General features: G+C 51.8%; 24 protein-coding genes and 1 tRNA gene. 16 read left to right on the top strand and 9 right to left on the bottom strand.

Annotated elements, in window-relative coordinates:
• Positions 1 to 33: 33 nt before the first annotated feature.
• The gene (locus tag J1836_RS22095) at positions 34 to 609 is read right to left on the bottom strand and encodes a reverse transcriptase N-terminal domain-containing protein (RefSeq protein ID WP_504970738.1); all 576 of its coding nucleotides are present in this window, start codon (positions 607 to 609) and stop codon (positions 34 to 36) included.
• 577 nt (positions 610 to 1,186) lie between these two features.
• Positions 1,187 to 2,335, bottom strand: a complete 1,149-nt coding sequence (locus J1836_RS09220; protein ID WP_242632788.1) for an RNA-guided endonuclease InsQ/TnpB family protein — start codon at positions 2,333 to 2,335, stop codon at positions 1,187 to 1,189.
• Between the two features lie 158 nt (positions 2,336 to 2,493).
• On the opposite strand from J1836_RS09220, the gene J1836_RS09215 reads away from it, so the two are divergent.
• The 5 genes from J1836_RS09215 to J1836_RS09195 all read left to right on the top strand — a co-directional run bounded on the left by J1836_RS09215 (position 2,494) and on the right by J1836_RS09195 (position 6,905).
• Positions 2,494 to 3,282 (top strand): M48 family metallopeptidase, encoded by a 789-nt coding sequence (locus J1836_RS09215; RefSeq protein ID WP_207250831.1) that lies wholly within the window; start codon positions 2,494 to 2,496, stop codon positions 3,280 to 3,282.
• Positions 3,283 to 3,654: 372 nt separating this feature from the next.
• Complete coding sequence (locus J1836_RS09210) at positions 3,655 to 4,275, top strand: hypothetical protein (protein WP_207250830.1); 621 nt, start codon at positions 3,655 to 3,657, stop codon at positions 4,273 to 4,275.
• Positions 4,276 to 4,387: 112 nt separating this feature from the next.
• Positions 4,388 to 6,166 carry a DUF1538 domain-containing protein gene (locus J1836_RS09205; protein ID WP_207250829.1) on the top strand — a complete coding sequence of 593 codons (1,779 nt, stop codon included), beginning with the start codon at positions 4,388 to 4,390 and terminating at the stop codon, positions 6,164 to 6,166.
• Positions 6,163 to 6,537, top strand: a complete 375-nt coding sequence (locus J1836_RS09200) for a P-II family nitrogen regulator (RefSeq protein WP_207250828.1) — start codon at positions 6,163 to 6,165, stop codon at positions 6,535 to 6,537. The genes J1836_RS09205 and J1836_RS09200 overlap by 4 nt, the downstream gene beginning before the upstream one ends.
• Positions 6,538 to 6,554: 17 nt before the next feature.
• Positions 6,555 to 6,905 carry a hypothetical protein gene (locus J1836_RS09195; RefSeq protein WP_207250827.1) on the top strand — a complete coding sequence of 117 codons (351 nt, stop codon included), beginning with the start codon at positions 6,555 to 6,557 and terminating at the stop codon, positions 6,903 to 6,905.
• Here the strand turns inward: J1836_RS09195 and J1836_RS09190 are convergent.
• From J1836_RS09190 to dusA, 4 genes are all read right to left on the bottom strand, one after another.
• Entirely contained in the window at positions 6,902 to 7,294 is a 393-nt protein-coding gene (locus tag J1836_RS09190) for a DUF302 domain-containing protein (RefSeq protein ID WP_207250826.1), read from the bottom strand. The two genes, J1836_RS09195 and J1836_RS09190, sit on opposite strands and share 4 nt — an antisense overlap.
• 76 nt (positions 7,295 to 7,370) lie before the next feature.
• Entirely contained in the window at positions 7,371 to 8,399 is a 1,029-nt protein-coding gene (locus tag J1836_RS09185) for a chorismate transformation FkbO/Hyg5 family protein (protein WP_207250825.1), read from the bottom strand.
• Positions 8,400 to 8,472: 73 nt separating this feature from the next.
• Positions 8,473 to 8,548, bottom strand: a tRNA-Asn gene (locus J1836_RS09180).
• 44 nt (positions 8,549 to 8,592) lie between these two features.
• On the bottom strand, positions 8,593 to 9,561 hold the full coding sequence (dusA, locus tag J1836_RS09175; RefSeq protein WP_207250824.1) for a tRNA dihydrouridine(20/20a) synthase DusA: 969 nt from the start codon (positions 9,559 to 9,561) through the stop codon (positions 8,593 to 8,595).
• A gap of 85 nt (positions 9,562 to 9,646) precedes the next feature.
• Between dusA and J1836_RS09170 the strand changes: the two genes are divergently transcribed.
• Positions 9,647 to 9,841 carry a hypothetical protein gene (locus tag J1836_RS09170; protein ID WP_207250823.1) on the top strand — a complete coding sequence of 65 codons (195 nt, stop codon included), beginning with the start codon at positions 9,647 to 9,649 and terminating at the stop codon, positions 9,839 to 9,841.
• Between the two features lie 63 nt (positions 9,842 to 9,904).
• Here J1836_RS09170 and mutM read toward each other — a convergent pair whose 3' ends face one another.
• The gene (mutM, locus tag J1836_RS09165) at positions 9,905 to 10,717 is read right to left on the bottom strand and encodes a bifunctional DNA-formamidopyrimidine glycosylase/DNA-(apurinic or apyrimidinic site) lyase (protein WP_207250822.1); all 813 of its coding nucleotides are present in this window, start codon (positions 10,715 to 10,717) and stop codon (positions 9,905 to 9,907) included.
• A gap of 72 nt (positions 10,718 to 10,789) precedes the next feature.
• Between mutM and J1836_RS09160 the strand changes: the two genes are divergently transcribed.
• The 5 genes from J1836_RS09160 (at position 10,790) to J1836_RS09140 (ending at position 14,327) form a co-directional block, all read left to right on the top strand.
• Positions 10,790 to 12,064 carry an O-acetylhomoserine aminocarboxypropyltransferase/cysteine synthase family protein gene (locus tag J1836_RS09160; RefSeq protein WP_207250821.1) on the top strand — a complete coding sequence of 425 codons (1,275 nt, stop codon included), beginning with the start codon at positions 10,790 to 10,792 and terminating at the stop codon, positions 12,062 to 12,064.
• 9 nt (positions 12,065 to 12,073) lie between these two features.
• Positions 12,074 to 12,568: a thiol peroxidase gene (tpx, locus tag J1836_RS09155; protein WP_207250820.1), complete on the top strand. Its 495-nt coding sequence runs from the start codon at positions 12,074 to 12,076 to the stop codon at positions 12,566 to 12,568.
• Positions 12,569 to 12,641: 73 nt separating this feature from the next.
• Positions 12,642 to 13,124 (top strand): hypothetical protein, encoded by a 483-nt coding sequence (locus tag J1836_RS09150; protein ID WP_207250819.1) that lies wholly within the window; start codon positions 12,642 to 12,644, stop codon positions 13,122 to 13,124.
• 92 nt (positions 13,125 to 13,216) lie between these two features.
• Positions 13,217 to 13,621 (top strand): SCP2 sterol-binding domain-containing protein, encoded by a 405-nt coding sequence (locus J1836_RS09145; protein ID WP_207250818.1) that lies wholly within the window; start codon positions 13,217 to 13,219, stop codon positions 13,619 to 13,621.
• Between the two features lie 82 nt (positions 13,622 to 13,703).
• Entirely contained in the window at positions 13,704 to 14,327 is a 624-nt protein-coding gene (locus tag J1836_RS09140) for a DUF302 domain-containing protein (protein WP_207250817.1), read from the top strand.
• 2 nt (positions 14,328 to 14,329) lie between these two features.
• On the opposite strand, the gene J1836_RS09135 is transcribed toward J1836_RS09140, so the two are convergent.
• Positions 14,330 to 14,779, bottom strand: coding sequence for a hypothetical protein (locus tag J1836_RS09135; RefSeq protein ID WP_207250816.1), 450 nt, complete (start codon positions 14,777 to 14,779; stop codon positions 14,330 to 14,332).
• Between the two features lie 301 nt (positions 14,780 to 15,080).
• Here J1836_RS09135 and J1836_RS09130 point away from each other — a divergent pair, with 301 nt between their 5' ends.
• The 4 genes from J1836_RS09130 (at position 15,081) to J1836_RS21525 (ending at position 17,108) form a co-directional block, all read left to right on the top strand.
• Entirely contained in the window at positions 15,081 to 16,286 is a 1,206-nt protein-coding gene (locus tag J1836_RS09130; RefSeq protein ID WP_207250815.1) for an ammonium transporter, read from the top strand.
• Between the two features lie 75 nt (positions 16,287 to 16,361).
• The gene (locus J1836_RS09125) at positions 16,362 to 16,727 is read left to right on the top strand and encodes a PGPGW domain-containing protein (protein ID WP_242632787.1); all 366 of its coding nucleotides are present in this window, start codon (positions 16,362 to 16,364) and stop codon (positions 16,725 to 16,727) included.
• 29 nt (positions 16,728 to 16,756) lie between these two features.
• Positions 16,757 to 16,984, top strand: a complete 228-nt coding sequence (locus tag J1836_RS21530; protein ID WP_242632786.1) for a response regulator transcription factor — start codon at positions 16,757 to 16,759, stop codon at positions 16,982 to 16,984.
• Entirely contained in the window at positions 16,971 to 17,108 is a 138-nt protein-coding gene (locus J1836_RS21525; RefSeq protein ID WP_242632785.1) for a winged helix-turn-helix domain-containing protein, read from the top strand. Before J1836_RS21530 ends, J1836_RS21525 begins: the two co-directional genes overlap by 14 nt.
• 24 nt (positions 17,109 to 17,132) lie before the next feature.
• Here J1836_RS21525 and J1836_RS09115 read toward each other — a convergent pair whose 3' ends face one another.
• On the bottom strand, positions 17,133 to 20,987 hold the full coding sequence (locus J1836_RS09115; protein ID WP_207250813.1) for a DUF3683 domain-containing protein: 3,855 nt from the start codon (positions 20,985 to 20,987) through the stop codon (positions 17,133 to 17,135).
• A 253-nt stretch (positions 20,988 to 21,240) separates the two neighbouring features.
• On the opposite strand from J1836_RS09115, the gene J1836_RS09110 reads away from it, so the two are divergent.
• Positions 21,241 to 22,185, top strand: coding sequence for a hypothetical protein (locus J1836_RS09110; RefSeq protein ID WP_207250812.1), 945 nt, complete (start codon positions 21,241 to 21,243; stop codon positions 22,183 to 22,185).
• Positions 22,186 to 22,470 lie beyond the last annotated feature (285 nt).

The raw sequence follows: 22,470 nt of genomic DNA, 5'->3' as shown, positions 1-22,470 counted from the left end.
ATGTTGGCGAGCAACCATTCATGGCTAATGTTATCAAAGCACCCGGCGATGTCTGCCTCCAATACCCACTTTGCCTGCGTTTTTTGCGCCATGCTGATGAATATCTGTTCCGCTGGCGTCCTTGCAACCCCGTTTTGGCCTGAACCCGTATGAGTTCGGGTCGGCTGTGGTTTCCGAGATGGGTTCAAGGGCAAGCAAGTGAAGTGCTTGCATAGCCCTGTCTTTCATCGTCGGGATGCCTAACGGGCGTTGCTTGCCGTTTGCTTTGGGAATATATACCCGTCTCAGTGGCTGGGGCTTGTAGCCCCTGCGTTTGAGACCCACTATTGCTTTGGCTTTGGCCGGTGGAGTGTCCCAAGTTTCATTGTCCACCCCGGCAGTCTTTTTGCCGCTGTTTTCCGTGACACGTTTGACCGCCATGCATTTGGCGTAAAACGAGTGGGTCAGTAGCCATTGCAAGGATTTTGCCTTGCGGTGCTTCCCTTCCCGGATTGCCTTTGCAATACGCACTTGCAGCTTTTGGGTGGCCTGATGTGCTTTTGCCCGGTCAATTCCGTGCCAATCCACCACGCCATCGGGGGTGGCACACTTGGCTTGCGCTTCGTTCATTTGTCCAACCTCCTGTAAAAGTCCTACAAACTCTCCTGCAAAGAGAGACCCGCCAGAAGTCTGCACCCTTTTGGGCAGGGTGATGTTTCAACCCCTGTCCACCCCATTACAGAGTGGCATTCGCTTTTTCTGGCATCCCATACCCGCATTCCCATCGGCTTCCCTTACGGTCGGCTTGCCATTGCTGGCGGGGATACGGGCTTATCCTGTTCCACTTGAGTGACAATGATGGGGTAGACCCTGCCTGTTCACCGATGGCTGTTGTGTCCGCGTAATCCCATGGAGGAGGGGATTAACCAGCCATTTGCCTTTTGGCTCAAGCTTGTCAGCATCTTTAGCTCGTTCTGCTTTACGATGTTTATCAGCAGTTCACTTTCGTTAGTCATACCATCAAGCCTAGCTCCCATCCGCATTGATGCTTACAGATAGCGTGTTTCCTCACGAAACCTACGCCGCCTTATGGCAGGTTACTTTGTCCTGACCGCTTCACACCGCACCGTTACCAGCACCGCATGGGTCAGTAGGCTACTGGTGGCGAAACACCAGGTTTCTCTTTTGCTTTTGACAAATGAAACAATCACTTAAGAGGCATCAGGTCGCACCCTCCACAGGCAGACACCGTGGAACTCACGGCATATTTTTCCAAATTTTTGGCGGCATTGATGTCACGGTCATGGACTACACCACAAAGGGGGCAAGTCCATTCACGTACCGACAGCGGCAGCTTGTCCACTTTATGCCCACAGCCAGAAGCAGAACACGTCTTGCTGGAGGCAAAAAACCGATCAGCCACCACGACCACCGCACCCCGCCTATCGGCTTTGTATTCCAGTTGCCGCCGAAACTCGAAAAACCCCATGTCGCTGATCGCTCGGGATAAATGTCGGTTTTTCACCATGCCTGACACGTTCAAATCTTCAATGCCGACGGTGTGGAAACGGCGGGTCAAATCCGTGGTGAGTTGGTGCAAACTGTTTTGGCGGATGTTGGCGATACGTGCGTGAAGTTTTGCCAACTTCTGTTTCGCCTTGTGGCGGTTGGCACTGCCTTTGACTTTGCGTGACAAGCTGCGGGATAGCCGTTGTAGGCGGGAAAGCAAGGCTTTATGCGGTTTCGCTCCGACCACTTTTTCCCCCGTTGACAGGGTTGCCAGTGCAGATACGCCCAAATCCACCCCCACCGTGCCTTGGTTTTCGGCAGGCGGGAGGTGGTTTTGATCCGTATCCACGGTGATGCTGGCAAACCACTGATCAGCGTTGCGGGAAATGGTGGCAGAGAGGATTTTACCGGAAAAGCGTAACGTTTCCCGCATCCGTACTAACCCAAGGTTGGGAATGCGGATGCGGCAACCGTCGATGGCAAACTGGTCATTGGTAAGAGTGAAACTGTCGCGGCTTTTGCCTTTCTTTTTGAATTGCGGGTACTTGGCACGTCCTGCAAAGAAGTTTTTGAAGGCTGCGCCGAGTTGGATAATTGCCATTTGCGGGGCATTTTTGGTGACTTCCAGCATCCACGGGAATTGTTCGCGCTTGATGCTGTTGAGTTGGCGACGTAGCAACATCTGGTTGGGCTTTGGCTGGCTGTTGTCTTCCTTCCACGCCGCGTATTGGATTTGCCATTCCGCCAATGCCCAGTTGTAGGCAAACCGCGCTGTACCTGCGGCTTTCGCCAAGTACGTGGCTTGCTTATTGTTGGGGTTGAGGCGGATTTTGTGGCTGATAATCATGGCAAACAGAATGCAGCACGGTGTGATAGTTGTCTAGTCATCCGTGCTTTTGCTGCTATCCTTTACGGATAAACGGCACTACGCCTTTATAAACCTAACCAAAATGATGAAGTTTGCATAGATTTAGATAGATTTTATGGTAACTGTTTCAAACCCCCATGAACACCACCTACCTGAAACTCCCTAATGGTCACGCGCTAAGCTACACCATCCGCCCCTCTGCGCGGGCAAAATACTTGCGGATGCAATTACACCCCAGCAAGGGGTTAGTGGTCACACAACCGCTGGGCATAAGCACCCACGCTTTGCACCAATGGGTACTCAGCCAACAAGCGTGGATTACCGCTGCCCTGCAAAAATTGGCGCAACATCCCCCACCCGTCGCGGCGCTTGCCACGCTGCCGGAACACTTGGCATTGCTGGCAACGGGCGAAAGTCTGCCCGTCATTTACACACCTACCGACCGTAAGAACATTACGCTGCACTACGTTGAACACACCAGCCTGACACTTAGCGGTGCAATCAACGCTCCAGCCGCTTGCCAGCAGGCGTTACGCCAGTGGTTGCGCGGCTATGCGCAGGTGCATTTAGGCAAACAGTTGCAACAAGTGGCGGCAGAAACAGGCTTGCAATACGTCAATTGCCGCGTGAAGGGGCAGCAAACGCGCTGGGGAAGTTGTTCTTCGCGGGGCAATATCAACCTCAACGAAAAGCTGATCTTGCTACCGCCGGAATGGGTGCGCTATACGCTGATCCACGAGCTGTGCCATACGGTGGAGATGAACCATTCCAAGCGATTTTGGGCGTTGGTGGCGGGGTTTATGCCGGACTATCGGCGGATTCATGCCGAAATGAAGGGGTTAGTAACAGTTAGCATAAAAGTTGCACCTAATTATCCAAATATCATCAAAATGGGTAACTTGGTCGTTATCAATGTGGAGAAATAGCGCACTATCTACTACATTAGTGGGGAGATTGACGGTTTTCTCGAACCTGCTTTGAGAGGTAAGTCCGGTTGCTTTAGCACAATCACCTACGGCGAGTTACGCCGGATGTAAAGTCTGTGGAGAGGTCGTGAGACCTGGGGGAGCAAGCGGTCGCCTCATCAGCGTAAAGCCCCCCACTGTGGGAGTTTTAATGGCAATAACCAAGCCGTTCCTCTGGGCAGCCTCGATGAAGCAGAAATCTGACAATAAATCTATCATGAGTAGGTTTGTATAGGTTCAGAATAACGGGCGATGGGGCGCTTGCCGGAGTGGATGATTGGCGTATAGTGAACACAGGCATAGCGTTATGCCCTCACCCCCGCGAGGCGCAAGATGAAAACTCTACTGGCTTCTATCGCACTGCTGATTGCCGCCACCGACCTACAGGCAACCGTTTCCGAATACACCGAATTCTTCATCCCCTATCAGCGCACCCAAAGTGAGTTTGTGTGCTTACACAAGCAAATCATGGAAGCTGAATTCGGCATTCCCCTGCCCAGCATGATGATGGGCATCTTCTCGGAAACCAAAACCCTGCATCAGCACTTGGGCGGCACGAATACCTATGCCAACATCAATATGCTGGTCAAGGGCACGACCACCATTCCCTACACCTACAACTTTGACCGTTACACCAGTAGCGGTATTACTGAATACTCGTTCACGTTAAATATGGCGGGGTTCAATACGCTCAATGGCAATACCGTGGCGGGTCGCCAAAAAACCAAAGACACCGCCAAACTTGCCCTGATTGCCATGCTCAAAACGGCAGAATCGCTGCATGGCGCAGGCAATTTCAGGCTGTGGGTGAAATTCACCAACCTGCCCGCGCAAACCGGCTTGACGGGTAGTGTACTTTTCGCGGGCGGCACGGACTGGCCAACGTGGCCTTACACCGCATCCAGTAGCGTGTACCACACTTATACCAGCGAAATGATTGACACCGATTGCTAGCACAAGCTTTAAGCATTAGCGTTAAGGTGGGAAAAACATTAGCCAAAGCTATTAAAGCAACGGGTTTCTTTATGGTATGGTCAAAGCAGACCGAGCAGTAGCAGGGGAACACATGCCAACTGAAATCCGCTTTGGCGCATTTGTGCGCGAAATTACGCTTCAACAACAACGCATTTCGTACAACAACCTCACCCCCAAAGTGTGGCGTGATGCCGATGGCGCAGAAATTCCCTATCAAGCCCCCAAAATCCGGCTGCGCTGGGTGGATGCTTACCGCCTGATTCAGCCCTACATCAGCAGCCGCCTGATGGAGCAACTCAAAGCGGTGATACCGCTGGCAGCGTATTTGATGTTGTTCCAAGTGTTTATCCTTCAGCAAGCCATCACCGATGCAGGCATTATCAGTGGCGGACTCTTTGCCGTTATCCTCGGCTTAATGTTTTTTCTCGAAGGATTGAAGGTCGGTCTGATGCCTTTTGGGGAAATCCTCGGCAATACCTTACCTGCCAAAGCTACACTCCCCATTGTGCTGATCATCGCCCTACTCCTCGGCATCGGTGTCACTTTTGCTGAACCCGCGATGGGCGCACTCAAAGCAGCGGGGCAAATTGTCCAAGTAGAATCAGCGCCGTATTTATACGCCTTACTAAATGACTGGTCGGGCGTGTTGGTGCTCATGGTCGGCATTGGCGTTGGCGCAGCCGCCGTACTTGGCACACTACGCCTGCTGAATGGCTGGAGTCTAAAACCGCTGATTTACTTTTCGCTAATCCCGATTATCGGTCTAACCCTGTACATGGAGTTTGACCCCGAACTCAGCAAAACGTTGGGGCTGGCGTGGGATAGCGGCGCAGTTACCACTGGCCCTGTCACCGTCCCGTTAGTACTGGCACTCGGCATTGGTATTTCAGCTTCAGCAGGCAAGGAACAATCGTCACTCTCTGGTTTCGGCATTGTCACGCTTGCCTCGTTATTCCCCATTCTCAGCGTGCAATTGCTCGCGCTATACCTCGCGTTTACCACCAGCCCTGCGGAGATTATTGCTGCTGCCACTCATGCCGCCCAACTGAGCACCACACCCGCGTGGTACACCCAAACGCCCTGGCAGGAAATCATTAGCGGCTTACGGGCGATTGTGCCATTGGTGTTGTTTTTGCTGCTGATTCTCTGGGGCGTGCTCAAAGAAACTATCCAGCAACCGGGGCATATCACTTACGGCATTACCCTTGCGGTGTTGGGCATGATCATGTTCAACCTTGGCTTGAGCTACGGCTTGGCGAAACTGGGCGGGCAATCGGGCAGCTTGATTCCGGCAGCCTTCATGGCGATTGAAGCGGTTACGCAAAGCCCGCTGTACCAAGTTGTGATTGGGCTGATGTTAGCGCTGGCGTTTGCATGGCTGCTGGGGTTTGGAGCAACGCTTGCTGAACCTGCCCTCAATGCGCTGGGCATGACGGTGGAAACCCTCACCAACGGTGCATTCCGCAAGCCGGTATTGATGTATTCAGTATCGTTTGGGGTGGCCTTCGGCATTGCACTGGGGGTTGCCAAAATCGTGTTTGGCTTTTCGCTGGTCTGGTTATTATTGCCGGGTTATGCGCTTGCCGTGGTTCTTACCCATTTGTCGAGTGAAGAATTCGTCAATATCGCATGGGACAGTGCGGGTGTCACTACCGGCCCTGTCACCGTCCCGCTCGTGCTGGCAATGGGGCTGGGTTTCGGCAATGCGGTACACGCGATTGAGGGTTTCGGTATTCTAGCGATGGCATCGATTTGCCCCATCCTCTCGGTGATGTTGACGGGTTTGTGGATACGCTGGAAGGTGAACCGCAAACAACGCTACTATGCCACTCCATCAACCATTCTTAAGCCGAAGGTAAGCCGTGTATGAGCAAACGTGAAATCGTCGTTCTCACTGATGTTGCCCTGATCAGCGCCGTTGTCCAGCGCAGCATGGCGGATGATATTGTCAAAGCCGCGCAAGAAGCCGGAGCGCAAGGCGCAAGCATCCACTATGCGCGTGGGCGCGGGGTACGCGAACGTTTAGGCATTATGGGGCTGGCAATTGAAGCCGAAAAAGAGGTCGTCAATATTGTGGTTTCCACCGATCAGCTCGACCGCGTATTCGAGAAAATGTACCTTGCGGGCAATATGGATACCCCCGGTATGGGCTTTATGTGGGTAACACCCTTGGAAAAAGCCGCCACCTTTATTCCGCCCGAAATCGTGGAACGCTTGACACAACACCATACCCCCGAATAAGCACAGGAGTTTGCGCCATGCCACACCCTCGGCTCATTGCCCAGAAAGTGATTACCTGCATCCTACCCAAAGGACGGGCGTTACGGGTTGCTCGTGCTTTAACCAAGCAGCACGGTTTAACGGCGGTGGATATTCACTATGCACGCGGCAATGGGCGTTTGACCCCACTGCGCTATCGCGGCATTGGCGAAACCTTGGAAAAAGAAGTGCTGACCGTCGCTGTACCTGCCGCACAGGCGGATGATGTATTTGAATACATCTACGAACTGGCGGATATTAACCGCCCGCACGGCGGATTGATGTATATGCACACCTTGCTGGGCGCAACGCCGTACCATTTGCCAGCGTTGCCAGAGGAAGAAGATTAAGCGGCGAGTTTTGCCACCACACGCAAGAGCTTTTCTTTGGCAACCTGCCCGACTTCGTGCGCAGCCGCACTTTCTGCCAGACCCAATACCGTCACGGGATCCATAAAGCTCACCACCACATTGCCTGGTGTGGTTTCATACATAATGAAATTGCACGGTAACAACGTTCCGGCATTAGGTTCTACGTCTAAAATTTGTGATGCCAGCTTGGGGTTACACGCACCGAAGATGCGGTAAGGTGGAATATCCTTATCCATTTTGTTCTTGAAAATCGCTTGAACATTGACTTCGCTAACCACGCCCAGATGTTCTTCCATCAACACAGCGCGGACTTTTTCTACCGCTTCATCAAAACTGCCTTGGAGCGTGGTATTGAATTCGTATGACATGAAACTTCCTTCTCAGTGAACAACAAAAGATGCAGTGTAGGCAGCCACGCCAGACCGGACAATGCAAAATCTCAACTCAAGCGTAAATGCCTTCCACTTCCACCATCAGATCAGCACGGCATACATCCCCCTGTAAATAGAGCACCTCGACCTGACGCTGGCTGAGTGGAGTTGTAGCCAAATACGCCGCCAGTCTTGCCTGAATCGGCGCAAGAATGGCCGCATCTTGCAAATACACTTTCAATTGCGTCAACTCACGCACACGGCGGGCAGGCAAGCCCAGCGTCGCATCGCCATGACCTAGCAAGGCTTCCAAATTGCATAAGGACTCTTCCAATTGCAGCAGTGGATTGCCAATATGCAAGGTTTCATGCCCCACAATGCTGGTTGTGCCGGAAATGTAGATATGCTTGCCCTGCCCCCAGTCTTTCACCGTGGCACGAGAAAATGCTGGGCTGACCGGGCCATATTGGCGCGGATACAAGAAAGCGCTAGTTTGGCGTGGGTTTTCTAACTGCATCCCAGCAGATTTACCCGCGACGAAATACAGTTGCAACCCTGCTTGCTGCGTACCGATAGCGGTGGCAGCAGGTGGGGCGTAATCAAAATTGCCCCAGACATTCAGCGCATCTTGCCGCCCTAGGCAAAAGGTTTGGTAGCGATTGAATTCCCCCTGTTGCGCCACAATCGCGGGGAAATAATTCCACATGCGCAGCAAACACGCATAGCCTGTGCGCTGCAATAACTGGAAGACATGCTGGTAAGCGGTTTGGCTGGCTATGCGAAAATCAGGGAAATCGGCTTCTTCCAGCAATAAATGCCCAAACAGCACGCTACCGTTTTCGCTGTAGGTGATACTAGCGTGTTTACCGTAACGGACGGGGGTCGGGCTTAACCAACATTCGGTACGGGGCGTTCCGGCTAATAAAGGCAAACCGATGGTGAAGAGGGGGCGTTGCGCATCCAGCATCGTGGCTTTTTCGGTAAAGCCAATGGCTGCCAAAACATTTTGCCTATGCCCTGCTGCGACGACATCACCGTGTGACAAGGTGACGACAGAAAAAGGCGGCAAGTTGGGTGGGGTTGCGGGTAGTGCGTCGTTCATGCCGTTCCCATACGCGTTAAAGCCAGATGCGAAAAAGGGCTGCAACCGTCAAGTTGCAACCCTTTAGAATGTGTGGCTCCTCGAACTGGACTCGAACCAGTGACCCACGGATTAACAGTCCGTTGCTCTACCGACTGAGCTATCGAGGAACTGCCGGTTGAGCGGCGTATAATATAGAGCGTTCTGAATACCGTCAAGCAATTTTTTTAGCAGCTTCACGTAATAATTCTATACCCGCATCTGCTTTATGCGCGTTTTCACTGATCAATCGCCGAAAGCCCCGCGCCCCCGGCATTCCCTGAAACAAACCGAGAATATGACGACTCAAGTGATTCAAGGCAACACCCGCTGCTTGCTGGGCTTGTACGTAATCAAGGAATGCCTCCAAAACGGCTTTGCGATCCAGAAACGGCGCATCTATGCCGTAAATCAGCGGGTCAACCTGTGCCAGCAGCCACGGATTATGGTACGCCTCACGCCCCACCATCACTCCATCAACATGCTGCAAATGCTGCTGACACTGTTCCAGCGTAGTAATACCGCCATTGATGATGATTTCAAGCTGCGGGAATTCCTGCTTAATCTGATACACCAATTCGTAACGCAGAGGTGGAATGTCACGATTTTCCTTGGGACTCAACCCTTGCAACCACGCTTTGCGGGCGTGGATAATGAAAGTTTCACACCCCGCTTGTGACACTGTGCTGATGAATTGGTGCAAACCACCGTAATCGTCTTGATCATCAATACCAATGCGATTTTTAACCGTCACCGGAATCGTCACGGCTGCACGCATCGCTGCCACGCAATCCGCAATCAGTTGCGGCTCTGCCATCAAGCACGCCCCGAATGCGCCTTTTTGCACCCGCTCGCTAGGGCAACCGACATTGATGTTGACTTCATCGTAACCGTAACTTTCCGCTAAACGGGCGCATTCCGCCATTTCTTGCGGATCGCTGCCACCCAATTGCAGTGCAACGGGGTGTTCTGCCGGATTAAAACGCAAATGCCGCTCAGGGTCGCCATGCAAGAGTGCGCCAGTTGTCACCATTTCAGTGTACAAAACCGCTTGTTTCGACAAAAGACGGTGAAAATACCGGCAATGGCGGTCGGTCCAATCCAACATTGGCGCTACGGTAAATTTCCTGTTCAGCTTGTTCATATAATATTATTATCTTGAAGTGATCTATGTTATTTCGCTCAAAAAACAATCTCAAAAATAAGCAACACATAAACAGGGGGCTGTTATGTTGGACTCAGAAATCGTTATGTATTTTATGGCTGGACTCGTCATTATCGGGATTCCATCCTTTCTTTTCTACCGCATCGGCATGGATATTGGGGTAACTAAAGGCATTAAACGCCAATTGGTGCGCGAACTCATGGCAAACGGCATCCTAGAAGAAGCCGATATGACGATTCGGGGGACGCGCCGCAACTGACTCAGCGGCAAGCCGCAAGGCAATGCTTCGGCTACACTCAGCAACCCAGAGCGTAGCAATGGATCAAGTCTGGCAGACGGGGCAGAACCAAGTGGAACGTTGCCCTTGGGTGATCTGGATAATCGGGTTCTGGCAGCCAGCACACGCTTGCCCAGTGCAGCCGTAAACCTTCAGCTCCAGCTTAAAATACCCCGGCGTCCCATCTTCACGTACAAAATCGCGCAAAGTTGTTCCCCCGCACTCAATGGCATAGGTCAAAATTTGGCGGATAGCTTGCGCCAATTGCACGTAACGTTCGCGGGATATGCTCCCCGCCGCACAACGCGGATCTATTCCCGCTGAAAACAGCGCCTCGTTGGCGTAGATATTGCCTACGCCAACGACAATGTGCGCATTCATAATGAACACTTTCACGCTCACCGTGCGCTGGCGGGATTGCGCAAACAAATAATCACCATCAAACATATCACTCAACGGCTCAGGCCCTAAATCACGCAACAAAGCGTGTTGCAACGGGTCGCCATCCGCCCACAAAAATGCGCCAAAACGGCGCGGGTCATGATAACGCACCACTTTGCCACTAGCCAACACCAGATCGAAATGGTCGTGTTTACGCGGAGCCACATCGGCATCCACAATCCGCAAACTGCCCGACATGCCCAAATGAATCAGCCCGATACCTGCGTCGGTATGCAGCAAAATGTATTTGCCACGTCGTGTTAATTCCCGCACCACCTGCCCTTGCAATGCCATCACCGCCTCTGGCACAACCCAGCGCAATTTCGGTTGGCGAATAATCACCTGCGTGACCGCATGACCTTGCAACCACGGCTTAATCCCACGGCGGGTAGTTTCTACTTCAGGCAATTCAGGCATCGCGCTTCCTTATCTATGGTCAACATCATGGGCGCTATGTTATACCTTCTGCCTCTACCAAGGAGGATCACCATGAAAAAAGAAACCTTATCCATTCACGCTGGCTATACCACTGACCCGACCACCAAATCGGTGGCAGTGCCTATCTACCAGACCGTCGCGTATGAATTTGATGATGCCCAACACGGCGCCGATTTATTCAATCTCGCCGTACCCGGCAATATTTACACGCGCTTGATGAACCCCACCAATGACGTGCTGGAAAAACGCGTCGCGGCACTCGAAGGCGGCATTGCGGGTTTAGTCGTCAGCTCCGGTATGGCTGCGATCAATTACGCCATCCTCACCATTGCGGAAGCGGGTGATAATATTATTGCCACCCCGCAATTGTACGGCGGCACGTACACCCTGTTTGCACACATGCTCCCCAAGCAAGGTATCGAAGTGCGCTTTGCCGAAAATGACAGCGCGGCAGCCATCGAAAAGCTGATCGACGCCAAAACCAAAGCGGTGTTCTGCGAAACCATCGGCAATCCAGCGGGCAATATCGTCGACATCGAAGCGATTGCCACGGCAGCACACAAACACGGTGTCGCAGTAATTGTGGATAACACGGTTGCCACACCGATTCTGTGTACACCGATTGATTACGGCGCGGACATTGTGGTGCACGCGCTGACTAAATACATTGGCGGACATGGCACATCGCTGGGCGGCATTATTGTCGATTCCGGCAAATTTCCGTGGGCAGAGCACAAAGAACGCTACCCCGTGCTCAACAACCCTGAACCATCCTACCACGGCGTGGTATATACCGAGGCATTGGGGGCGGCGGCTTACATCGGTCGCGCCCGCACCGTACCATTACGTAATACCGGTTCAGCACTCTCCCCATTCAACGCTTTCCTGATTCTGCAAGGCTTGGAAACGTTGGCACTGCGCATGGAACGCCATTGTGACAACGCCATTGCCGTCGCTAACTACCTAAAAAATCATGCCAAGGTCGAGTGGGTGAATTTTGCGGCGTTGGAGGATGACCCGTATCATGCACTGGCGTTGAAATATTTTAACGGAAAACCTGCGTCACTCATGACCTTTGGCATCAAAGGTGGCTTTGATGCTGGGGTAAAATTCTACGATCAGTTACAGCTTATCAAACGGCTGGTGAATATTGGCGATGCGAAATCGCTGGCGTGTCACCCTGCGTCAACCACGCACCGCCAATTGACCGAAGCGGAACAATTACGTGCTGGGGTGCGCCCAGAAACTATTCGTCTCAGCGTCGGCATCGAACACATCGACGATATTATCGCCGACCTCGAACAAGCGTTTACTGTCATTAACTAAGGAGATCACATGGCAACTATTACCCTACAAGGCAATCCACTGGAAACCTGCGGCGAACTGCCTGCGGTTGGCAGCGCTGCCCCCGCGTTCACCCTCACCAAAACCGATTTGTCGGACGTGACCTTGCAAGATTTTGCAGGCAAAACCGTCATCCTCAATATTTACCCCAGCGTTGATACCGGCGTTTGTGCAGCGTCTACCCGCAAATTCAACGAAATTGCCAGCAGCAATGCCAACGTCGTGGTGCTGTGCGTATCGGCGGATCTGCCGTTTGCCCACAGCCGTTTCTGCGGCGCGGAAGGCCTGGAAAACGTGGTTTCCCTGTCCGACTTCCGTAACAAAGATTTCGGTAGCGCTTACGGCGTGACTATTACCACGGGCGTCTTGGCTGGCTTGATGTCCCGCGCCATTGTGGTCATCAAAGATGGCAAGGTCGCTTACACCGAACAAGTGCCGGAAATTGCACAAGAGCCTAACTACGATGCCGCCTTAGCATCAGCATAAATATCAATCAGATAGCAGCAGACCCCAGCAATCTTGACTAAACTCGTTTCAGCCCCTTATTGCAGGAACTGATATGAAAACCAAGATTGCTCTGCTGCTTGCCCTTTTGCTGGGTATCGGCAGTACACCCGCTTTCGCGGCTGAATGCACCTCATCCTTTTATTGCTATGGCAACACCGCCAGTAGCGTGGTACGCATCACCGCTCGCCCACCACCGATTCCCCCCCCGAATCGCCGCGTCGTACAACAACGCCAGCAAGCGCAACTCGCCTTACGCAATCGCCCGACCCCTCGCATTGCCCGCCCTGCCGTCACACCTGTACCACAAGCACGCGTTACTGTGCCTGTCACCAGAGCAACTCCGCCCAACAACATCCCACGTCCGCCACAAGCCAATCGGGTTGGCGGCAATTGCCCCTTGCTCCTCCAGCAAGCCAGTGCATTGGAAAGCCAAGCAGTCATTGCCGCCAAACACAATGATCGCCAAGGTTCGGTCAGGCGCTTCCAAGATGCTGCCAATCTCCGCCAACAAGCTGCCCGTTTGAATTGTCGTTGACCCTAGCAACCCGTTCAAACAAGGCAAAATTACTGTTACACTCCACCCAGAGTAAAAACAGTTATTATCAACGCGCACTAGGAGAGGAACTCATGCCACAACTTTTTTCTGCTGATTGGATGAATGAACTCAAGGCTCTGTGGAACGCAGACCCCGATGTTAAAGACAAATTGGCTGCTATCGGCTTCAACTCAGTCATCGCCTGTGGTCTGAAAGGTGAAAAGCAGCCATTAGGCGTATTCATCGTCGAAAACGGCGAATGTGTCCGCGCTGGCGACTATGCCGGTGAAACCCCCGATTGGGATATGCGTGCTGACCGCAAAGACTGGATGAAGTGGACGAAAGAACCGATGGGTATGGTCGGCTTAGGCACGGCTTACACCTTTGGTAAACTGAAATTCCTGTCAGGTGATTACGGCGCTATGCTGAAGAACCCTGCGATGGCTGGCCCATTCGTGAAATCTTTCGCCCTAATGGCTAAGATTGACACGCAATAATTTTCCAGCATTGATGGAATAAACAGTCAAGAGAAGCCATCTACGTGATGGCTTCTCTGTATTTAGACCAAAAGGACACACCATGAACTTCATTCGTAATATTCTCGCCCTCATCGGCTTAGTCGCCATTGTCGGCGGCGCATTCGCTTACACCAAATTTGCCCCCATGATGAGCCAAATGGGCGGCATGGACATCGCAGCGGAAAAAGCCGCACTCGACAGCTTCGACCCCAAAGCCAAAGACATTTATCTGGATATGTGGAAAAAGCTCAAAGAAACCGGCAACTCGGCGGATGCTACCGTCGTTAAGTACACCTTGGACGAAGGTGTTACTCCAGAAGATGCCGAAGAAGCCATGAAATCTGTGGCAAACAAGCACAATATCAAAGCAGTCGGTGAGCTGCCGTTGTCTGAACAGGTCAAGCTGGAAACTGGGCAAGACCAGCGTTTCCTAAAAATCTACCAATTCTGCAACCCGCAAACTGCCATGAAAATGGTCGATTTCAGCGATGCGTTTTCAGCTTACCTGCCGTGTCGGATTGCGATGATCCAAGACAAAGCAGGCAAATACCACCTGTACTCACTCAATATGGATATGATGATCTACGGCGGCAAACCGCTGCCTCCCGAACTCCATGCTGAAGCAACTAAAGTACAAGAAATCATGACTGACATCATGAAGAGTGGCGCAGCAGGCGACTTCTAAGCTCACTTTTGGGCGGTGGAGGAAGCTGGCTCTTCTTCCACCGAACCAAAGATCACCCCTAACGTCACCAGTACCATACTGGTATACCAAAACCAAAAACCAGCCCCCAAACCAATCACCTGCATATTCGTTGCCTGCCCCGGAATATCCGTAAACCAAAAGGCTTGCCCCGCCAAAATCACCCCTAAAACCGCCAGCAACATCGCCCGATTCGGATAACGCGCCATCAACAACACGCCCAGCAATTCCAATAAATTGGCGTACCATGCAAATTGGAACAACGCAAAGCCCAACCAGCCCGTTGCCCCCACCCAATAACCCATGACAACGCCTTGATCGGTATAAAAAACCACTTGCGTGAGTGAAATGACCCACAGAAAGCCACCAAAAAAGAGGCTTAAACTAGGCAACGACAACCCGTCGAGCTTGATGATGCGTGACACTGTATTCATCCTAAATTCTCCAACGTATCCTTACCTGACAATCATATACGCAAATCTGTCGCAGGCGAAACGCTTGGTCAAAGGCTATACGCCGCTGCACCCTTAACGACAATCATGGTGCAATGAATGCACCATTATAGTGCTTAAAAAGCTCATTGCACGTTAATAGTGATTATTCAATCCGTAAAAACCACCCCTTAATTAAAAATGCTGCCTGTATCCCTAATTTCGTGCATTGCCTACTAGGCATTGATTATCAAGTGGTTATGATTGGGCCTCATTATTTTGCTTAAGTGTTGAGAGGTTCGGTATGGAGCAACTGGTTTCTGCCTTAGATACCCTATTCGTATTGATGGGGGCAGTCATGGTACTCGCGATGCACGCAGGCTTCGCTTTTTTGGAGGTCGGCACAGTACGCCACAAAAATCAGGTCAATGCACTGGTTAAAATCATTGTGGATTTTGCCGTTTCAACAATAGCGTATTTCTTTATCGGTTATTGGGTGGCTTACCAAACCGGCTTCCTCAGCAGTGCCAGCAGCCTCGCCGCCAATAATGGCTACGATCTGGTAAAATTCTTCTTCCTACTCACCTTTGCGGCGGCGATTCCGGCGATTATTTCGGGCGGTATTGCGGAACGTGCGAAATTTTACCCGCAACTCATTGCCACTTTTGTAATTGTGGCATTCATTTACCCTTTCTTTGAAGGCATGATCTGGAATATTGACCCTATCAATCCGCAAGGCGTACAAGGTTGGATCAAAGGCATGTTTGGTTATACCTTCCACGACTTTGCAGGTTCGGTTGTGGTTCATGCGATGGGGGGTTGGATCGCGCTGGGCGCGGTGATTCTGCTGGGGCATCGGCATGGGCGCTACAATAAACACGGGCAACCGATGTCAGCTCACCCGCCGTCCAGCATTCCGTTTCTGGCGATTGGTGCATGGATTTTGGCAGTCGGCTGGTTCGGCTTTAACGTCATGTCAGCGCAGAAAATCGGCGGCATCAGCGGGCTAGTCGCGATCAACTCCTTAATGGCGATGGTCGGCGGTATTATCACCGCATTGATTGCAGGCAGAAATGACCCCGGTTTCGTCCACAACGGTCCCTTGGCGGGTCTGGTCGCCGTCTGTGCGGGTTCGGATATTATGCACCCACTCGCGGCATTGTTTGTCGGTGGCGTAGCGGGTGCGCTCTTCGTATGGGCATTCACCTTGGCGCAAAACAAGCTGAAAATTGACGACGTGTTGGGTGTTTGGCCTCTGCATGGCTTGTGTGGTGCTTGGGGCGGCATTGCGGCGGGCATCTTCGGGCTGGAAGCGTTCGGCGGTGTCGGCGGGGTTAGCTTTGGGGCGCAAGTGGTCGGCACACTGCTCGGTATTAGCATTGCCACCGCCAGCGGTTTCGTGGTGTATGGCATCCTGAAAAAGACGTTGGGTCTGCGTCTCTCGCAAGAGGAAGAATACAACGGTGCAGACTTGAGCATTCACAAGATCAAGGCTAACCCTGAGAGCTAAAGGTTAAGCGCAGCGTTGACTCGATAGGCATACAATCAACCCCATCGTTCACCACGTTGGGGTTTTTTGTTGGACATGTTATTTATCTGGCTTGGCATTTTATCGGCTGTCACCTTTGTGCTCTCGCTGCTATTACTGCCGTGGTTTGTGAGCCGCATTCCCGTCGATTACTTCACCCGTCCGCGTGACCCACACGCTTGGCATATCATGCTGCAACCTCATACCATCGTGCGAAATTTGCTGGGTTTACCCGTATTATTGGCAGGAGTTGCGATGCTGGTATTGCCGGGGCAAGGCATTCTGACCATTCTGATTGGGCTGGGGATTATGAACTTTCCGGGAAAATTTGCGCTAGAACGCTGGTTTATCGAACGCAAAGGCGTGCTGACAGCGATTAACTGGATACGGCAGAAGACAAAGCATCCGCCTCTCCAGCTTTAGGCTTTTCTTTCCGGTTAAACACCCGCCACATGAAACGCCACAAGCCAGACCTGATGATCATTGACTTAGGTTTGCCAGATATGGACGGTTTGCGCTTGGTACGGCAATTAATAGATACCTGCCAAACGGGGGTGATTATTTTGTCGGAGCGTAATAGCCTGCCCGATCGCATCTTGGGATTGGAGCTGGGCGCAGATGATTACATCAGTAAACCCGAAACAAATTTTGTCGCGGGAACAATTGTTGAAAGAGCGTGACAGCGGTTTTGATCGCTGCATTGACGTGCGCATATCACGCATCCGCAAAAAGCTCGAAGCCGACCCTAGCAACCCGCGCCTGATCAAAACGGTCTACGGCGCGGGTTACATGCTGACTACCTAGGTAGAATGGCGCTAAGCATCAGCATTAGAGCAAGACTTTCTCGATCCCGCCGTGGGTTGCTTTGCCGACGAAACCTTGCTGCCAATCCTTACCCAGCAAGTGATTCGCCATTTCCACCACAATGTAATCGGTTTCCATGCCGGTATCATCGGCGTAGCGTGATAACCCTTGCTGACACGCGGGGCAAGACGTGAGGATTTTCACATTGCCATTGTGTGCCATGTCGCTGCCCGTCAATTCCTTAATGCCTTCTTTGAGACTTTCGGCTTTACGGAAACGTAATTGGCTAGCAATGTCGGGGCGGCTGACCGCAAATGTGCCTGCTTCACCGCAGCAACGTTCGCTCAACACCACGTTAGAACCTGTCAATTCCTGCGCGACTTTTAGCGGATTAACCTGCTTCATCGGTGTGTGACACGGGTCGTGGTAAACGTATTGAATACCGCTCACCCCGTTCATTTTCACACCTTTTTCTAGCAAATATTCGTGAATATCGAGCAGGCGGCAGCCGGGGAAAATCTTGCCGAACTCATACTTCAGCAATTGATCCATGCACGTCCCGCACGATACCACCACCGTCTTAATGTCGAGGTAACTCAACGCATTGGCAACACGGTGGAACAAAACGCGGTTTTCGGTGGAAATTTGCGTGCCTTTTTTCAGATCACCGCCCGCGTTTTGCGGGTAGCCACAGCACAAATAACCCGGCGGCAATACCGTGGTTGCACCCGTTTCATACAGCATCGCCAAGGTCGCCAAACCCACCTGACTAAACAGCCGTTCTGAGCCGCAGCCGGGGAAATAAAATACCGCATCGCCACGCTTATCCGCCGTTTTCACAGGGTCACGCAAAATCGGAATCACGCTATCATCTTCCAACCCCAGCATGGCACGCGTGGTTTTTGCCGGAAGCCCTTTCGGTAACGGCTTTTTGATGAACTGAATCACCTGTTCCTTAATGGCAGGCTTGCCCAGCGTTGCCGCAGGTCGCTTATCGCCGCCCAACAAGCCCGCATTTTTTGCCAACGAATAGGCAAAACGTTGCGCCTTGTAGCCAAACTTGATCATCCCCGTGCGCATCAAATTGATTTGCGTCGGGTCTTTCATATTCAGGAATTGCATGGATGCCCACGTTACCGGACTGGTCTTTTTCTTGCCACGTTCCCGCAAAATGCTGCGCATCCGCACACTGACTTCGCCGAAGTCGATGTTCACGGGGCAAGGGTTAAAGCACTTGTGGCACACGGTGCAATGATCCGCCACGTCGTTCATTTCATCGAAATGGCGAATGGAAACGCCGCGCCGCGTCTGTTCTTCGTACAAAAACGCTTCAATCATCAAGCCAGTTGCCAGAATCTTATTGCGCGGCGAATATAACAAATTGGCACGCGGAATATGCGTATTGCACACCGGCTTGCACTTACCACAGCGCAAGCAATCTTTGATGTCGTTATTCAGCGCACCGAGTTCATTGTGTTCCAACAACAAGGCTTCGCGTTCCACCAAACGCAACGACGGCGTATAGGCATTTTGCAAGCCCGAACCGGGTAACAACTTACCTTTGTTGAAATGCCCGTGTGGATCAATTTCCTGCTTATAACCCGCAAATTCGTTGATTTCACGCGCATCTAAATACTGGAACTTGGTAATGCCGATGCCGTGTTCGCCGGAAATCACCCCATCTAACGAACGCGCCAGCACCATAATCGCATCCACCATGCGCTCGGCTTCGTGCAACATACCGTAATCGTTGGAGTTCACCGGAATATTGGTGTGTACATTGCCATCGCCCGCGTGCATGTGCAGTGCCACGAACAAACGGCTGGTGCGAATGCGGCGGTGGATGTGCTCCATTGCCTGCATCAACGGCTCTAACTCGCGCCCCGCAAACATTTCCTGCAACGGTTTAATGATTTCCTTGCGGTACGAAATGCGCAATTCGCGCCGTAAGAGCAAATCAATCATGCGGTCTTGCGGGCGTTGTGCAACTTTGGCGGCGTCATCCAACAAATCCTGATGTGCCGCTGCGGGTGCATCGAAATTCGCCAAAATCTGTTCCCACAGCACTTTGCGTTGCTGAAGGTAATCCACCGCGTGCGCCAGCTTGTTCGCCCAAATGGAGCTGCGTTCGGCACTGGCTTCGTAATCGGCGACAGCACGCAATTCCGGCAAATCACCCGCCAAGTATTCCAACAAACCATCCACCATGCGCAGCTTGTTTTGCATTGACTGGCGAATATTAAGGGTTTCGATGCCCTCGGTATAACGTGCCAAATTGTGCAGTGGGATTACCACGTCTTCGTTAACTTTAAAGGCGTTGGTATGCGCTGCAATCGCAGCGGTGCGCGAACGATCTGCCCAGAACTGGCGGCGTGCTTCGGGGCTGATCGCCACGAAACCTTCTGCATTCCGCGCATTGGCTAAACGCACCACTTCAGCGGCAGATTCGGCAACGGCTTTTTCGTCATCGCCCACAATGTCAGCAATCAGCACCATTTTCGGCAACATGCCGCGTGCACCTTTCGGGGTGTATTTCACCGCTTTGACGTAGCGTTCGTCGAGGTGTTCCAAACCGGAAAGCAGCACATCATTGCGTCCATCGAGGTAGTCTTTCACTTCCACAATCGCGGGGACGGCTTCGTGCAAATCCGTGCCGTAAAATTCCAGACAGACGGTACGAATTTGCTCAGGCATCCGGTGCAAAATAAACTCGCCGGAGGTGATTAAACCATCACAACCTTCTTTCTGAATACCGGGCAAACCACCTAGGAATTTGTTGGTAACATCTTTGCCCAGCCCTTCCTTGCGGAAATAGCGACCTTCAAAGGTGAGAATCTGCGGCTCACCCTGACGCGTTTTGCCATCCGGTGCAAAGCGTTGCACCGAAAATAACACTTCTTTTTGGTCGTGAATTTTGCCGAGGTTGTGGTTTAAACGCGTGACTTCCAACCAATCCGCATCCGGCGTGACCATGCGCCATGACAGCAGATTGTCGAGGGTCGTACCCCACAACACCGCTTTTTTGCCGCCCGCATTCATGGCGATATTGCCGCCAATGGTGGAGGCATCTTGCGAGGTGGGGTCGACCGCGAACACCAGACCGTGCTTGCCTGCGAGGTCGGAAACGCGGCGAGTAATCACGCCTGCACCCGTGCGCACCACCGCCACGGTTTTATCCACACCGGGCAAATTGTTGCGGTGCTGGACTTCACTGATGAATTCGAGCTTTTCAGTATTGATGACCACACTACGTGCATCCAGCGGCACTGCCCCACCGGTGTAACCCGTGCCACCCCCTCGCGGAATCACGGTTAGACCGAGTTCAATACACGCCCCGACCAACCCCGCCATTTCTTCTTCGGTATCGGGGGTCAGTACCACAAACGGTAATTCCACGCGCCAGTCAGTCGCATCGGTGACGTGGGAAACACGCGCCAGCCCATCGAATTGAATATTGTCTTTGCGGGTGAGTTTGTGCAGACGTTTGCGGGTTTGTTCGCGCAAATCATATTCAGCACGGAAGGCTTCGGCAAACTGTGCCAAGGCATTACGCGCAATCACCATCAATTCTAAGGTGAGCGTATTGCCGTTAGCACGTTCTTCAATCTTTTCTACGCGCCCGTTAAGGGTATCGAGGAGTGATTGACGGCGTTCACGGTTTTCCAGCAAATCGTCATGAATGTACGGGTTGCGTTGCACGACCCACATATCGCCGAGAATTTCCAAGAGCATGTGCGAGGAAATACCCGTGGTGCGTTTTTCACGTAAGTCTTGCAGAATGTCCCACGCACGTGCGCCCAATAAGCGTTGCACGATTTCCTTGTCGGAAAAGGAGGTATAGTTATAAGGAATTTCCCGAATCGGGTGGCTAGCTGTCATCGCGTTCACACGGTTTTGCAAAGATGCCTAGTGTAACGCGATGAAGCATTGAAAAAAACCAGTGCTTGCGAGTGGAATTATTATGTGGGTCAGTTTCCCGTACACAAACAGGGAATGCACCCTCAACACATAAAATAATTTATGAAAATAACACCCATAAATTATTAATATATTCATGTGAAAAACAACCAACGGAATACTATAATAATGTGAGTATCGTTTTAAAAACTTTATCAATGGCGAGGTACTTTTCATGAAGTTTAGCACAGTTCTCACAACATTCACGTTATCCGGGGTACTGGTCGCCTGCGGTGGCGGTGGTTCATCTGCATCCACGTCCTCAGCAGCAGACAGCGCCTATACAGGTTCCCGAGCTGCTGCAAAAGTGACAGCCCAAAATGCCAAGGCATTTGCCGATACCATCTTGGGGACCACAAGCATCAATACCGCTGCTGCTGGATTCAGCGCGGCAGTACGCCGCCCAACAGAGTCAGGTACAAACAGTCATCTGCTACAAGTACAACAGACAGTAACTGCTCTGGTGATGGAAAAAATTCAACCTGATCGCTATCAGGCGCGGGCTATCAGCGAATCTAAGCCGTGTTCTGGAGGGGGTAGTATCATGACCTCCGGCAATATCGATGACACCACCCATACCGGTAGCGTCAGGATGATGTTCAAACAATGTACTATCAATGATGGCCTGATGGATGGCTCAGTTGACGTGAATGTCACTGCCTACAACAGCACTTATAGCGAACCAACCGCAGTGAAAATAACTTTCAATGGCTCGACCGTAAAAACTGGGGAAGAATCAGGAACGATCACTGGAACAGTAAGCCTGAATACCAATCCAGCAACCAAAACGGGAACATTTGCCACTCAGTTACACGTCAAGACCAGCACAGGGAAAGAAGAATTAGTCGATATGACTATCAATGCCAGCGAAAATGCTGATCTTTCTACCTCAATGAACATTTCTGGCAAAGCCTGTGTCGGAAGTGAAGGCTGTATCAACATCAGCACCACCACGCCAATCAGATTCGACACCTACAGCGAACCAATGGCAGGTAGTATGGTTCTGTCAGGGGCAAACAACAGCAAGGCTAGGATTGTGGTTATCAGCTATGGTGTTGTCCAGGTTAATGTCGATGCCAATGGTGACGGTGTTTACGAAGAGCAGCAACTCCTCGATTAATTGCTGTTTGCCACGCCCCTCTGATGGCCCTTTGTCTATTCTGGATGAAGGGCTTTTTTTGTGATAACCATTAATCTTTTCCAGACTGGATGCTTTCAGTTGACATCCTCCCCTCCCTGAAGGACGGGGAGGATGTCAAGCAGAGAAACCCAACGAACGTGGAAGTCATTCCCAGAATCCTATGGAACTTTGATGTCGTTTATGCAAGTTCACCCAACTACTACGCGCTGAATTACCATCCGTGCAATACATTAGTTTTATATAAACACACAAAAATCAATAAAG

Origin of the sequence: Thiothrix fructosivorans (genome assembly GCF_017349355.1) — a bacterium.
In the GTDB taxonomy this organism is placed as follows: domain Bacteria; phylum Pseudomonadota; class Gammaproteobacteria; order Thiotrichales; family Thiotrichaceae; genus Thiothrix; species Thiothrix fructosivorans.
The sequence above is the reverse complement of the archived record's forward strand: the minus strand, read 5'-3'. Positions and strand labels throughout refer to the sequence as shown.